The sequence below is a fragment of the uncultured Campylobacter sp. genome (assembly GCF_938045225.1).
In the GTDB taxonomy this organism is placed as follows: Bacteria; Campylobacterota; Campylobacteria; order Campylobacterales; family Campylobacteraceae; genus Campylobacter_A.
The window spans coordinates 1-13,553 of sequence record NZ_CALINL010000043.1 but is presented as its reverse complement, the minus strand read 5'-3'; the positions used below and the strand labels follow the sequence as shown (position 1 = coordinate 13,553).

17 protein-coding genes, 1 tRNA gene and 2 pseudogenes are annotated in these 13,553 nt (G+C 43.4%); 15 read left to right on the top strand and 5 right to left on the bottom strand.

The annotated features are described in order from the left end of the window. Positions 1-551: pseudogene (locus tag Q0200_RS02355) on the top strand (type III restriction-modification system endonuclease); the annotation flags it as partial. 26 nt (positions 552-577) lie between these two features. Here Q0200_RS02355 and Q0200_RS02350 read toward each other — a convergent pair. The 4 genes from Q0200_RS02350 to der all read right to left on the bottom strand — a co-directional run bounded on the left by Q0200_RS02350 (position 578) and on the right by der (position 4,340). Then, positions 578-1,018, bottom strand: coding sequence for a copper resistance protein CopD (locus Q0200_RS02350; protein ID WP_297937257.1), 441 nt, complete (start codon positions 1,016-1,018; stop codon positions 578-580). An 8-nt stretch (positions 1,019-1,026) separates the two neighbouring features. Continuing rightward, positions 1,027-1,992, bottom strand: coding sequence for a tryptophan--tRNA ligase (gene trpS, locus Q0200_RS02345; RefSeq protein ID WP_297937254.1), 966 nt, complete (start codon positions 1,990-1,992; stop codon positions 1,027-1,029). A gap of 424 nt (positions 1,993-2,416) precedes the next feature. Further along, positions 2,417-2,944: a shikimate kinase gene (locus Q0200_RS02340; RefSeq protein ID WP_297937251.1), complete on the bottom strand. Its 528-nt coding sequence runs from the start codon at positions 2,942-2,944 to the stop codon at positions 2,417-2,419. Continuing rightward, positions 2,937-4,340, bottom strand: coding sequence for a ribosome biogenesis GTPase Der (gene der / locus Q0200_RS02335; protein WP_297937248.1), 1,404 nt, complete (start codon positions 4,338-4,340; stop codon positions 2,937-2,939). The genes Q0200_RS02340 and der overlap by 8 nt, the downstream gene beginning before the upstream one ends. A 102-nt stretch (positions 4,341-4,442) precedes the next feature. On the opposite strand from der, the gene Q0200_RS02330 reads away from it, so the two are divergent. The 14 genes from Q0200_RS02330 to Q0200_RS02265 all read left to right on the top strand — a co-directional run bounded on the left by Q0200_RS02330 (position 4,443) and on the right by Q0200_RS02265 (position 12,838). Further along, positions 4,443-5,372 (top strand): DMT family transporter, encoded by a 930-nt coding sequence (locus tag Q0200_RS02330; protein WP_297937245.1) that lies wholly within the window; start codon positions 4,443-4,445, stop codon positions 5,370-5,372. 5 nt (positions 5,373-5,377) lie between these two features. Next, complete coding sequence (locus tag Q0200_RS02325) at positions 5,378-6,418, top strand: hypothetical protein (RefSeq protein WP_297937242.1); 1,041 nt, start codon at positions 5,378-5,380, stop codon at positions 6,416-6,418. 9 nt (positions 6,419-6,427) lie between these two features. Continuing rightward, positions 6,428-7,234: a 3-deoxy-8-phosphooctulonate synthase gene (kdsA, locus tag Q0200_RS02320; RefSeq protein ID WP_297937239.1), complete on the top strand. Its 807-nt coding sequence runs from the start codon at positions 6,428-6,430 to the stop codon at positions 7,232-7,234. Continuing rightward, entirely contained in the window at positions 7,224-7,553 is a 330-nt protein-coding gene (locus tag Q0200_RS02315) for an SMR family transporter (protein ID WP_297937237.1), read from the top strand. The genes kdsA and Q0200_RS02315 overlap by 11 nt, the downstream gene beginning before the upstream one ends. Then, positions 7,550-7,873, top strand: coding sequence for an SMR family transporter (locus Q0200_RS02310; protein WP_297937234.1), 324 nt, complete (start codon positions 7,550-7,552; stop codon positions 7,871-7,873). Before Q0200_RS02315 ends, Q0200_RS02310 begins: the two co-directional genes overlap by 4 nt. 9 nt (positions 7,874-7,882) lie before the next feature. Then, positions 7,883-9,001 (top strand): cation diffusion facilitator family transporter, encoded by a 1,119-nt coding sequence (locus tag Q0200_RS02305; RefSeq protein ID WP_297937231.1) that lies wholly within the window; start codon positions 7,883-7,885, stop codon positions 8,999-9,001. A 17-nt stretch (positions 9,002-9,018) separates the two neighbouring features. Continuing rightward, complete coding sequence (gene ribH / locus Q0200_RS02300; RefSeq protein ID WP_103576413.1) at positions 9,019-9,489, top strand: 6,7-dimethyl-8-ribityllumazine synthase; 471 nt, start codon at positions 9,019-9,021, stop codon at positions 9,487-9,489. A 1-nt stretch (position 9,490) separates the two neighbouring features. Then, positions 9,491-9,886: a transcription antitermination factor NusB gene (gene nusB, locus Q0200_RS02295; protein ID WP_297937226.1), complete on the top strand. Its 396-nt coding sequence runs from the start codon at positions 9,491-9,493 to the stop codon at positions 9,884-9,886. Beyond that, positions 9,883-10,569 (top strand): orotidine-5'-phosphate decarboxylase, encoded by a 687-nt coding sequence (pyrF, locus tag Q0200_RS02290; RefSeq protein ID WP_366118127.1) that lies wholly within the window; start codon positions 9,883-9,885, stop codon positions 10,567-10,569. The genes nusB and pyrF overlap by 4 nt, the downstream gene beginning before the upstream one ends. Positions 10,570-10,782: 213 nt before the next feature. After that, a complete protein-coding gene (locus Q0200_RS02285; protein WP_297937224.1) occupies positions 10,783-11,025 on the top strand; it encodes a helix-hairpin-helix domain-containing protein in 243 nt (80 codons plus the stop codon). 143 nt (positions 11,026-11,168) lie between these two features. Continuing rightward, a tRNA-Ser gene (locus tag Q0200_RS02280) sits at positions 11,169-11,259 on the top strand. A gap of 366 nt (positions 11,260-11,625) precedes the next feature. After that, positions 11,626-11,898 (top strand): hypothetical protein, encoded by a 273-nt coding sequence (locus Q0200_RS02275; protein WP_297937222.1) that lies wholly within the window; start codon positions 11,626-11,628, stop codon positions 11,896-11,898. Positions 11,899-12,350: 452 nt separating this feature from the next. Beyond that, the gene (locus Q0200_RS02270) at positions 12,351-12,518 is read left to right on the top strand and encodes a hypothetical protein (protein ID WP_297937220.1); all 168 of its coding nucleotides are present in this window, start codon (positions 12,351-12,353) and stop codon (positions 12,516-12,518) included. Between the two features lie 104 nt (positions 12,519-12,622). Further along, positions 12,623-12,838, top strand: a complete 216-nt coding sequence (locus tag Q0200_RS02265; RefSeq protein ID WP_297937218.1) for a hypothetical protein — start codon at positions 12,623-12,625, stop codon at positions 12,836-12,838. A gap of 414 nt (positions 12,839-13,252) precedes the next feature. On the opposite strand, the pseudogene Q0200_RS02260 reads toward Q0200_RS02265, so the two are convergent. Further along, positions 13,253-13,553 (bottom strand): annotated as a pseudogene (locus tag Q0200_RS02260) (elongation factor Ts); the annotation flags it as partial.

Sequence of the window (13,553 nt, the reverse complement as noted above, 5' to 3'; positions counted from 1 at the left end):
TATCTACAATACATATCTTAAAAAATGAATTTAATGGCTACTTGCTAGAGAATGCGATAAGCAAATTTAGCATCTCTTATAAAAAAGTAGAAAGTAGCGTGCATCCAACAAAATTTACTGATGAAAAAGGAGATGTAAAAGACGTAAGCCCTAAAGATCTTGGGGTGCAAAGCATTAAAGGCGAGACCGCAAGAGAGTATTTATTTGATGAGATATTTTATGACTCAGAACTTGAGAAAGAAAATATCATTGAGGAGATCTCGGAGGTGGTTGTATTTACAAAAATCCCAAAGAATTCGATAAAAATTCCAGTAGCAGGTGGCGGTACGTATTCGCCAGATTTTGCTTACATAATCAATAAAAAAGATGGTAAAAGCAGACTAAATTTCATCATAGAAACCAAAAATAAACCTAAAAGCGAACTTGCGCTAAGCGAGAAGCAAAAGATTAAGCATGCGCAAGAGCTCTTTAGTAATAGTGGATTTGACGTGAAGTTTGAAACTCAATTTGAAAATGAAAAAATCTTAGAAGTTATAAAAAAGTCTTTATGATTTAGAGGCAAAATTAGCCTCTAAATTTAAACCATAAACATAACTTTTGCAAGCAGGACGATCGCCACCGCAAGCGTAAGTGCGATAGGGTGGATGTTACCAAGTGGGCTAGGGCGCTTAAATATAAATTTGCAGCTCAAATTTACTATAACCGCAGCCACGATCACCATCGCTAAGCAAAATTTGATCATAAAAGCGATCTGTAAATTTGTCTCAAAGTAGCCTCCAACCTTGCTGCCGACTAAACTACTCATCATCATGCCACCAGTTAGCACCAAAAGTAGCAGACAAATAGGCATAATCCTAATGGCCACTGAGCCGATGGCTTGCTTTGCTTTTTGCGCAAGCTCTGGTGGCAGCTTTTTACTCGCTGCTCTTAAGATGACCACATCAAAAAAGAGGTAACCAACAAATATGATCGCACAAAAAAGATGAACTATCTGTGCATATGGGTATAAATTTTGCATTTTTTTCCTTATCTATAAATTCCAACCGCTTCACGCACTTTTTTTATCGTTGTGTGAGCTATATTTTGGGCTTTTTTAGCACCTAGATCTAAAATTTTAGCCACCTCGTTAGGGTTATTTTGATAATACTCAAATTTCTCTCTCGCCTCTTTGAAATATTCCCAAACAAGCTCGTTTAGATAGGCTTTAAAGTGTCCGTGCCCCTCGCCGCCACGCTCATATCTAGCCTGTAAGTCGCGCTGTCCGCTCTCGTCTAAAAATAGCTTTGCGATATTATAAACGTTGCAGTTTTGCCACTGCTTTGGCTCTTCAAGCGGTGTGCCATCAGTCACGATACTTGAAATTTGCTTTTTAAGCGTCTTGGCGTCGGCGAAGATATCGATCGTGTTGCCGTAGCTTTTGCTCATCTTTTCGCCGTTTGTGCCAGGCACGGTAGCGACGTTTTCATCGATCTTTGCTTCAGGCAGAGTGAAAATCTCGCCATGTTCGTTGTTAAATTTGATAGCGATATCACGCGCGATCTCTACGTGCTGGATCTGGTCTTTGCCCACAGGCACGACCTGCGCGTTATAAAGCAAGATATCAGCTGCCATCAAAACCGGGTAGCTAAAGAGTCCGTGGTGCGAGCTAAGGCCCTTTGCGACCTTGTCTTTGTAGCTGTGTGCGCGCTCAAGTAGCCCCATAGGCGTGTGCTGGCTTAGCACCCAGTAAAGCTCAAGCACGTCCTTAACGTCGCTTTGCACCCAGAAAATGCTCTTGTTTGGGTCGATCCCAAGCGCCAAAAAGGCACACGCAGCGTCAAAGGTATTTTGTTTTAGCGCCTTTGCCTCGCTAAGACTGGTCATCGCGTGGTAGTTTGCTATAAACATAAACATTTCGTTTTTTTCTTGCATATCAACCATCTGCTTTATCGAGGCAAAATAGTTGCCTAAATGCAGCTTTCCGCTTGGTTGGAGGCCGGTTAGTACTCTCAAATTTTATCCTTTTTTGCGGCTTATCTTTTTCCGCTTTACTTTGTTAGACTTTGCTTCGCTTCACTGCGACGCACGACAAGTGCGCCTCATTCGCAAAGTAAAATCTGCCGCGTCTAGCGAAAAAATATCGCGCCTTATTTTTTGCTTTTATAAAATTTGCACGGCTATTTTACAATCTGCAAATTTAAAAATTTTTTATCTGTCTTTTTTGTTATAAATTTTGCAATTCGTTAAATTTAGACTCGAATTTTTAACTCGCTTAAAAATTCGACGTTTACCGTTTAATTTTCAGCGATACGAACTGCTCCGAATTTTCGCGCCGATACGACCAAACGCTTTCGCATTAAATTTAAACCGCTCAAATTTAAAAAAGAAATTTAAAGCCGCAAATTTTAAAATTTACGCTCAAATTTCAACCGAAATTTTACTTAGTCCTTTTTCTTGATTTTAGTTCCGTATCGATCTCTTTCGCGACTTGCTCTAGCCCTTTGCCTTCGACGTCGATTATGAGATCGGCGACGCTTTTATACATCTTTTTTCTCTCGTCAAAAAGCTTTTTGGCTGCGTTTAAATCCTTTAAAAGCGGGCGCTTGGCGTAGTGCATCTGCGCTTCGCCGCTTTCATCTATTCGTTTTAAAATCGCCTCGAAACTTGATTTTAGATAGATGATTTTGCCGATTTTTTTAAGGCCTTTGCCCTTTGCAAAGCCGCCGCCAGCCGCTATCACCGAGGATTTGACGTTTTTGGCCAGCTTTTTAGCGAGTTTTGCTTCGCATTTTCTAAAATACTCCTCGCCTTTTTTCTCGAAAATTTCTCGTACTTTTAAATTTTGCTCGCTTTCGATCAGCTCGTCGGTGTCTAAAAACAGTTTGCCCGTTTTTTTCGCGATATGCCTTGCTACCGTGCCCTTGCCAACGCCCATAAAGCCGATGAAAACTAGATTTTTACTCACTTTTTCCCTCGTTTTCCTCGTCCGAGCCGCTGCGATTTTTAGGTATCAGCACGATTGGAGTGCCTGATAGATCAAATTTCTCGCGCAGTTTGTTCGTTAGATAACGCTTGTAGCTAAAGTGCAGGGCGCGCGGGCGGTTCATAACTAGCGCGATTTTTGGCGGCGCGAAACCAAACTGCACCGCGTAGTAAATTTTTACGCTTTTGCCCTTTTCGCGCGGTATCGGGTGCGCTTTTACCGCCTCTTCGATGGCTTCGTTTAGCCTTGCGGTTTGGATTTTTTGCGTGTAGTTTTTGTAAACTTCTAAAATCAGCGGGTAAATTTTATGCACTCTTTTGCCGCCCAGAGCCGAAACGCTGATGATCGGCGCGTAGGCGAGAAATTTAAATTTATCCCTGATTTCTCGGCTAAATTTATCAAAATCCTCCTCGCTTTTGTCCCATTTGTTTAGCACGATGATGACGCCGAGCTCAAATTTGGCCGCAAGGCCCGCTATACGCTCGTCAAGCTCGGTTAGCGGCTCGGAGCTATCAAGCACCAAAAGCGCGATGTCGGCGAGCTCGAGCGCAGACTCGGTGCGGTTTAGCGCGTATCTTTCGATGCCCTCTATTTTGCCGCGTTTTCTGATGCCTGCGGTATCTACGAACTCAAAAATCCTATCCTCATAGACGAAAGTCTCGTTTACCGGGTCTATCGTCGTGCCGGCTATGTCGCTCACCACCGCGCGAGATTCTTTTACTAGCGCGTTTAGCAGCGAGCTTTTGCCGACGTTTACGCGTCCTATGATGCCTACTTGGATATTTTTGCGTTCATAGTCCTCGCGAGCCGACATCTCCCTAACCACCTCGCCGTCGTCGCCGAAATTTTCTAAAAACTCATCCAGATCCTCGCCCGTGTCGGGCCTGATCTCGTCTTTTAGCTGTTTATAGATCCAGTCCGCTAGCTCGTCGATGCCCGCGTTGTGGCTGACTGAAATAGCAAAGCTCGTTTTCGCGCCGAAATTTGCAAACTCGTAGCTTCGTAGCTCGTCTTTTTTGCTATCGACTTTGTTGATTACGAGCGCGGTCGGTAAATTTAGCTTTAAAAGCGCGTAGTATAGGGCTTTGTCCTCGTCGCTAGGCATCATTTTGCCGTCGACCATGAAGATGATCGCGTCCGAGCTTCTAGCTTCGGCCAGCGTTTTTGCCTTGACGTTTTTAAAGAGCTCGCTACTGTCGTCAAGGCCGCCGCTGTCGATCAAAACGCAGCTTTTGTCGTAAATTTCTATAATCGTTTTATTCGTATCTCGCGTCGTACCGCTAACGTCGCTGGTGATGGCTATACGTCTACCGGCTAGGCGGTTAAAAAGCGAGCTTTTGCCGACGTTTGGCTTGCCGACTAAAATTATCTTTTGCAAAATTTTCCCTTAAAAATCCCGTTATATTTACGGCGAAATTCGCCGCGTTAAATCCCAATTATACAAATTTTTTGCTTACATTGTTTATAAATTTAAGCCGTTTTGCACTACAATATGACCAAATTTAAAGGAAAAATTTTGTTTCGTAGATACGTTTTGCACCATTTGGGCGCTTATTATATGATCATCGCGTGTATGTTTTTTGCTGCCGTCGGGGGCTTTGCGAAGGTTTTGAGCGAGCAGATGTCTAGCATCGAGGTCGTATTTTTTAGAAACGCTGTCGGTCTTGCTATCGTGCTTTACGCGATTTACAAAAGGCCGCCGACGCATCAAAAGGGCGGGCAGCTTTTGGTGCTGATGTTTCGCGGATTTATCGGTACGATCGCGCTTTTTGCTCTTTTTTACAACATCGCTCATATAAATTTAGGCGCGGCCTATACTTTTCAAAAAACCAGCCCCATTTTCACGGTGATTTTTGCGGCAATTTTCTTAAAAGAAGCGCTTAGCAAAAAAGGCTGGGGCGCGATATTTCTTGGCTTTATCGGCATACTTTTTATCATCCAGCCAAATTTAGGCATCAGCAAAACCGACTGGCTGGGGCTTTGGAGCGGCGTGGGGGCGGCGCTTGCGATGCTTAGCGTCAGAACTCTGCGAAAAAGCTACGACACGAGCGTCATCGTGCTTAGCTTTATGGCGTGGGGAACGGCTCTGCCGATGCTTTTGATGGGTATTGCGGAGTGGGTCAAATTTGAGCCTTTGGATTTTTTGCTTTCGCCTTTTGTGGAGCCAAATTTTAAAGGCGTAATCCTCATCGTGCTGATGGGGCTTGCGGGCTATTTTTTCCAGCTTTATATGACGAAGGCGTATGCGGCGAGCAAAAAGGCGGGCTCTGTCGCCGCGATAAGCTACATGGATGTCGTATTTTCGCTAGTAGTGGGCTTTTTTATGGGCGATACGCTACCTAATGTGGCGGCGTTTTTTGGTATAATGCTGGTCGTTATCAGCGGAATAATCGTAGCAAGGGAGAGATAATTTTTATGAAAATAGAAATGGGCGAATCTTTATTTTACTCCTGGCTTCGCCACGTCAAAGAGTGCCAAATAGTGCAAACTAATTGGAAAATTTCGCCGAAATGGGAGCTAAAATTTGCGGACGAACTAGAAAAAATTATATCGAGAACGGATAAATTTTTTTTTGATAAATACGGATATAAAATTTACAAGCAAAATACCTCTTTAAAACAGATTTTACAACAGGCTGAATGTGATGCTTTGGGTATTTGCGCCAATGATGGTATAAATGAAATTTATGCGGTTGATGTTGCCTTTCATGAGTCCGGACTAAACTACGGCGGTCTTGACGAAACGGTGGCGAGAGTTGTAAAAAAATGCATAAGAACAGCTATGTGTATTTATGGATATTTCGGTGTTAAAAAAGCCAATATTATTTTTGCATCTCCAAAAATAAACAAACAAATTTTATACGCCCTACAACCTTGCTTTATTGATCTAAATGAGATGATGCTTGAAATGGGGTTTGAATTTGATTTTAGAATAATTGCTAATGATGACTTTTTAAATTCCGTCTTAAGATCTATTTTGGAAGTAAGTGGCAATATAGCCGACACAGCAGAGCTTTTTATGCGTTCTTATCAGATGTTGTCTTTGTTTGAGGAGAATTTAAAGGATATAGAGAAATCTAAAAAAATAGAACAAAAATTGTCTGCGAACAATAAAGGTTGTGCTATTTCAGAAAACAATCAAGGAGATTACCATAATAAAAAAGCTGGGTCGATAGCTGATACAGTCATGAGGGAAATTTTAGAAGGCGGCAAAGTGGATGCTGGTGAGATAAATAGACTTCAAGACAAACAGTATAGTAAAAGCAAATTGAAATTATATTTTGCGGCTCTTGTAAGAGAAGATAGTGAACATAAAAAAGAAAGATATTACAAAATTCCATTATTAATAGATGGAGTAAAATATAAACTTTGTTCGCAATGGATTGATAATCCAATGAGGTCTTCTTATAATAGGGATTATCTGATCGACTGGATCAAAAAATATAGAGATAAATAAAGGAGAAATATGATACTAATAGCAGGGCCTTGCGTCATCGAGAGCGAACAGCTCGTTTTTGACGTGGCAAAAAGGCTAGTTAAATTTAACGAAGATAAGCGGATAGATTTTTATTTCAAATCAAGCTTTGACAAGGCAAATCGCACGAGTATAAGCTCGTTTCGCGGGCCTGGACTTGAAAAAGGGTGCGAAATTTTAGCCAAGGTAAAAAAGGAGTTCGGCTTTAAAATTTTAACCGATATCCACGAGAGCTATCAGGCTGGTCCTGTAGGCGAAGTGGCGGACGTGCTGCAAATACCTGCATTTTTATGCCGCCAGACCGATCTACTCGTGGCTGCGGCTAAGACAAAAGCGGTCGTAAATATCAAAAAAGGGCAGTTTTTGGCAGCGTCCGCGATGAAACACTCTGTTAAAAAAGTGTTAGAAGCGCGCGGCGTAAAGGGCGATGGATACGAGGTTGCTAAGCAAAACGGAGTCTGGCTAACGGAGCGTGGAAGTACATTTGGATATGGAAATTTAGTCGTAGATATGCGAAATTTGGTGCTTATGCGCGAATTTGCGCCCGTGATTTTCGACGCAACTCACAGCGTGCAGATGCCATCGGCTCTTGGCGAAAAAAGCGACGGAGATGCGAAATTTGTGCCGTATCTAGCGCGAGCTGCGGCGGCTGCGGGCGTGGACGGATTTTTCTACGAGACGCACGTAAATCCTTGCGAGGCGCTTTGCGACGGGCCGAATATGCTAAATTTGGACGAACTAGACGCAAATATCGCTCAAATTTTTAAGATAAAAGACGCCCTGGGCGATGCAAACTAAGGGCTTTTTGTGGGTGTTAGGCGGCGCGGTCGCCGAGTGCGGCTGGGCGTATGGGCTAAAGCACGCATCAAGCGCGCCGGAGATAGTGCTAACTGCGATGCTCGTTTGCGTTAGCTTTACGTCCTTTATCATGGCGATGAAATACTTGCCCATTAGTATCACATACACCGTGTTTGTGGGGCTTGGGGCGTTTTTCGTCGTGATCGCCGAGATCGTGAGCGAATTTCGCGCGAGCGGCCAGACGCCAGATCTCTTGCGGCTATTTTTCATAGCGACGCTGATCGCGGGCGTGCTGGGGTTAAAAAGGCTAAAATCTTGACGCATGTTTTGGCTCTTTTGGCGGCCGGGTGTTGCGAAGTCTCGGGCGTATTTTTTCTAACCAAATTTCAAAAAAGCTTCGGCGTGAAAAAGGCGGCGAATTTTTTGATTTTAGTTGCAAATTTTGCCATTTCGCTCTGGCTTTTGAGCTACGCGATGCAGGCGATGCCGATGTCGGTGGCATACGCGATCTGGACGGGCATCGGAGCGGTCGGGGCCGTGGGCGTGGGTATAGTGTTTGATAAAGAAAAAATGAGCGCGCAAAAGGCGTTTTATCTATCGCTGATAACGCTAAGCGCGATAATGTTAAAAATAATCTAAGGGGCAAATTTGGAGGTAGTAGAGCAGGTCACGTCGCGAGATAAAACCATCGTAAAAACGGGCCTCATAGGCATAGTGGCAAATGCCATTTTAGCGGCTATAAAGGCGGTAGTGGGTTTTGCTAGCGGCTCGATCGCTATCATCTTAGACGCAGTAAATAACCTAAGCGACGCGCTTTCGTCGGTCATTACCATTGTCGGCATAAAAATAGCCGGGAAAAGCCCCGACAAAGAGCATCCATTTGGCTACGGCAGAGTGGAGTATCTAACGGCTATCGTTATAGGCGTGATCATACTTTACACAGGCGGCACGTCCGTGGTCGAGTCGGCTAAAAAGATCATCTCTCCAAGTGCTCCAAGCTACGATCTCATCTCACTCGTGCTAATCGCCATTTTGATTGTGGTCAAATTTGCGCTTGGTCTTTACACGCAAAGGGTTGGACAAAAGGTAAATTCCGACTCGCTCATAGCAAGCGGAGTGGACGCGAAATTTGATGCTCTCATCTCGCTTGGTACGCTTTTGGCGGCTTTGGTCTTTGTGTTTTTTGGCGCTAGCCTTGAGGCGTATCTTGGCGTGGTCATATCGCTACTTCTTATCAAGGCGGCACTTGAAATTTTACGTGACGCGATAGATAAAATTTTAGGCGCGAGGATGCCTAACAGCGACAGCTCGCAAATTTATGAGTGCATAGGCTCGTTTGACGGCGTGCTTGGGGCGTATGATCTTATATTTAACGATTACGGCCCAGACAAGAAGCTAGGCAGCGTGCATATAGAGGTGGCGCACGACATGAGCGCTGCGCAAATAGACGCGCTTACTAGACGCATACAAAATGAAATTTTTGCGAAATTTAACATTGTTTTAGATACCATTGGCATCTATGCATTTGACAAAGAGGACAACGCAACAAGGCTAAACGTCGAAAAGATAGTTTTTGGGCATAAATTTATAAAGCAAATGCATGGATTTTACATAAATAAAGAGACAAACACGATCACGTTTGATATCGTCATAGACTTTAACGCACCAGATAGCTCGGCACTCTACCGCAAAATTTTATCGCAAGTAAGCAGCGCCTACCCTAGCTACAAGGTCATCATCACGCGTGACACGGACTACAACGGATAGAAATTTAAGGAGCAGACATGAAAATAATCGAAGGAAATTTGGCTTTAAAAGGTGGCGAGAAGATCGCTATAGTGGGCGCGAGATTTAATCACATCATCACCGATAGGCTAGTCGAGGGCGCGAGAGATGCGTTCTTGCGCCACGGCGGGGATGAGGCGAATTTGAGCCTCATTTTGGTGCCGGGCGCGTTTGAGATACCGATGGCGTTAGAAAAAGCTCTAGCTAGCGGTAAATTTGACGCGGTTTGCTGCGTGGGAGCGGTGATCCGCGGCTCTACGCCTCATTTTGACTACGTTAGCGCCGAGACCACCAAGGGCATCGCAAACGTCACGCTAAAGTACGGCAAACCGGTGACGTTTGGCGTGCTAACGGTAGATAGCATCGAGCAGGCCATCGAGAGAGCTGGCTCAAAGGCCGGAAACAAGGGCTTTGAAGCGATGACGGGCGTGATCGAGATGCTAAGCTTGTATAAAAATTTGGAGGCGTAAAATGGCAACTCGTCATCAGGTCAGGCAGGCCGTCGTTTCGCTACTATACGCGCGCGAAATGGGCAGCTGCAACGAGGAGTTCGTTGAGGAATTTTTAGAAGAAAAAAAGATCAGAAACGATCAGCGAAGCCTTGCACTGTCGCTTTTTCACGGCATTTTGGAGCACGCAGATGAGCTTGACGGGCTACTAAACGCGCGCCTAAAAGAGTGGAAGATAAACGAGATCGGCAGTATCGAGCGCGCCGTGCTTAGGCTGGGGGCGTACGAGATGAAATTTACCCCGACCGATAAGGCCGTCATCATAAACGAGGGCATCGAGCTTGGCAAAGAGCTGGGCGGCGACTCGGCGCCGAAATTTATAAACGGCGTGCTAGATGCGCTAAAGGCCGATCTGTGAAGCTCTGCGTCGCGCTTGATCTGGGCTCGAAGCAGGAGTGCTTGCAACTGGCGGAGCGGCTTGCGGACTTTTCGGATAAAATTTGGCTTAAAGTTGGTCTGCGAGCTTATTTGCGCGACGGAGCGGGCTTTATCGAGGAGCTAAAAAAGCTCGGGGATTTTAAAATTTTCCTCGATCTAAAGCTCTACGACATCCCAAACACGATGGCCGACGCCGCCGAGGAGATCGCCAGGCTCGGCGTAGATATGATAAATGTGCACGCAAGTAGCGGCAAGCGCGCGATGGCTACGGTGATGGAACGGCTGGACAGGCTAGCTTCGCGTCCGCTGGTGCTAGCGGTTTCTGCGCTAACTAGCTTTGACGAGGCGGAATTTAGCGCGGTTTACGAGCAAAATTTAAGCGGCGCCGTGCGAAAATTTGGCGTGATGAGCTACCAAGCGGGCCTTGACGGCATGGTCTGCTCGGCATTCGAGAGCCGCTTGATAAAGGACGCTACGAGCGCAAATTTTATCACGCTCTGCCCGGGCGTAAGGCCGTTTGGCGAGAGTGCGGGGGATCAAAAGCGAGTGGCGGATCTGGGCGTCGCGCGCGAGGCGGGGGCTGATTTTATCGTGGTCGGTCGTCCGATCTATCAAAGCGCTGATCCGCGCGAAATTTGCGAGAGGATTTTGGGTCAAATTTAACGCCTGCGCTTGCGTAAAATTTGACGCAAATTCATTTTAAGCAGAATTTTCCGCGCGAGAATTTTAATTAACTCATCGCGCAAGGACAGCTCGGGCGGTGACTGAGAGCAGTAGCGAGATAAAATTTGGCGAGCTTCGCAGCGCGCGAATGAAATTTGAAATTTCATTCAAAGCGGCGAGTTCGGCGGAGCTTAAAAGAAATTTGAGGTAAATTTGAGCGATTTTAAGAAAATCCCCTATGTCGGCGAGGCGACCGAGGCGGATCTGCTCGCACTCGGCTACGAGGATATCGCTTCATTAAAGGGCGCGGACCCAGATGAGATGTATGAGCGCACAAAGGCGCTCAGGCGCGGCAGTGATAGGTGTATCCTCTATGTTTACCGTATGGTTTGCTACTATGCAAATACGCCGCATACAGACAAAGCCAAGCTAAAATGGTGGCTTTGGAAGGATTAAATTTACGAATTTGACCCGCGGTGAGTCGTTTAAATTTGAGTAGTTTTACGCGGCTGCTTTTTTGCGCGAGAGCGGTGGGCGCGAAAATGCAAATTTAAGCAAGATATCAGCGGTATTTAATTATAATGCGATTTCCTTTTTGTGGACAGATGGGTGAGTGGCCGAAACCACACCCCTGCTAAGGGTGCAGCTTCTAACCGGGGCTCGAGGGTTCAAATCCCTCTCTGTCCGCCACTATACTATTTCCCTCGTTTTTTCTATTTCTTTCTAGTTTATCTAAATACCAAAAATACGTCGTTTTAAGCCATATTGTGCCTTATTTTGTTTACTTTTGATCTCTAAAAATTGCTATAGTTTCCTCCCAATACTGCGTTACTAAGTGCGTTAGTTGTAAAAAACTACGAATCGTAAAATGCATTAGTTGCATAAAATATCGATTTTATCGTGCTTCAAGCGCATTTTTACTAACGCACTTTTGCTTTAAATCCCGTAATTTAGGGTTTAAAATATCTAAAATCAATAAAAAGTGCGTTAGTAGCCCAAAAATTTGGCCACAAAAAGTGTGTTAGTTGGCTTAAAATAAACTAAAAGGCATAATGGATGGAAGTTGCAACTGAAAAAGAAATAGAACGTATAAATATAGTAGACGGCAAAAAAGAGTTTAGCGTGAAAGGTGTTAAAGGGTTAAAACTTTTTTGTTACGCTACGGGCGGAAAGATTTTTGAATTTAAATACCAGCTAGAAGGCTGCAGCTATACCGCTAAGACTTTAGGCGAATGGGTGAAAGCAGTTTATGGCATAAAACAAGCTGGTGATGATGTAATCGAAATCCTACGCAAAATAAAATCAGGAGAAACGTATCCGGAAATATAACTCTCTTGTTGAAAATTTCGGCGAACTTTGGGCTATATATAAAGAAGACGCCCTAAAAACGCAGAAATTTAAAACCTTAAAATCAGAGATGAGTAGATTTGAGTTTAATTTGCTTGATATTGTAAAGAATGTAGATGTAGAAACCATAAAAAAACTATCAAAAGCGACTCAGCTGTTTTTAAGCGCGCTTAGATCTCTTCAAGACTAAAAGCGATACTGTTAAAAAAGTGCCAGGTAGGCTAAAACAGGTTTTTGGCTTTGCGATAATCAAAGGCATCATAGAAGCAAATCCTACACATATACTTTCTCAAAATTTCTCTAAAAATTTTATAAAAGTATAGCAAGTGCCTAGAAAGGCTATAGTAGATATAGATAAATTTAAAATTTTATTAAGCGATATAAACGAGTATTAGGGCGGTGTTCATGTTAAAAACTGTATAAAATGGGTAGCTATGTATGCCCTTAGGCCGTCAAATGCTAGGTTTATGAAATGGGAAGATATTGATTTGCTAAAAAAAGAGTGGCGAATAAAAGATAATGACATGAAAATGGGCGAAGAGTTTATCTTGCCTATTTACGGATGCGGCGATAGGGTTTTTAAGGGCTCAAAAGGGTTTTAGTACGCAAAAATCGTGGTATGTATTTGAGGGTGTAAAATACGGCGAGCCAATCAGCGACAATAGCATGCGCACGGCTCTAAAAAAAGATAGGTTACGACGGAGTAATGGATATGCACGGGTTTAGAAGCTCGCTTAGAACTATTTTGTCTGAGCTAAATGTAGAAGAAAGGATTAGTTTTAGCGAAGAAGTGCCGTCTCTTTGCATAGATCACCGTTTACGCAATGTCGTAAAATCTGGTCAAAGCTATCAAAGGGCGAAATTTGAAAAGGCTAAAAGAGAAGTTTTTGAGTATTGGCATTCAAAAATCACAGAATGGTGATTAAAAATTTCATAAAATTTATCGAAATTTGTTTTAAAATACAAAAAATAGCCTCATGAAATAGCGATGAAATTTTATCAAAAATAACGTTTATCGCCAATTTTATGATACCAAGAAGCAATCCTTAAAAAAGTCCAATCTAAAATATAAATTTATTATTTCTAAGCCAACTTGCTATATAGATAAGTAATTTTTATATTATGAGTTGACTTTATATTATACTTAAAATCATTAAAATTCGTAAAAATAATCAAAAAATTAATATCTACCTTAAGGATTTAGGGCGAAAAGTACATTGTAATGGCGCAAAATTAAACTGCGAGAAAGTAGATATGATTTTAGAAAATCAATATATCAAAGACAAAGAAGTAACGCTATACCACTACCTGTTCATTGTTCACTGTTAATTGCAAACTACACCGTAAATCTATAGAATTTCGTTACTTCAAATCCAGCAGGCAAGATTTCCTTTACCTTTTTAGCACCATCTCTGATATATTCCTGCTCAAGAAGCACCACATCAGCAAACGCTTTATCAATCTTTCCTTTCACGATATTTGCGATCATGGCCTCTGGTTTCCCTGCTGCTTTAAGCTCTTGAGTAAACTGCGCCTCAAGTTTAGCCTTTTCATCAGCAGGAACCTCATCAAAATTAAGATAATCAGGATTCAACGCAGCCACCTGCAACGCCAATTCTTTCGCAGTTGCCTCATCT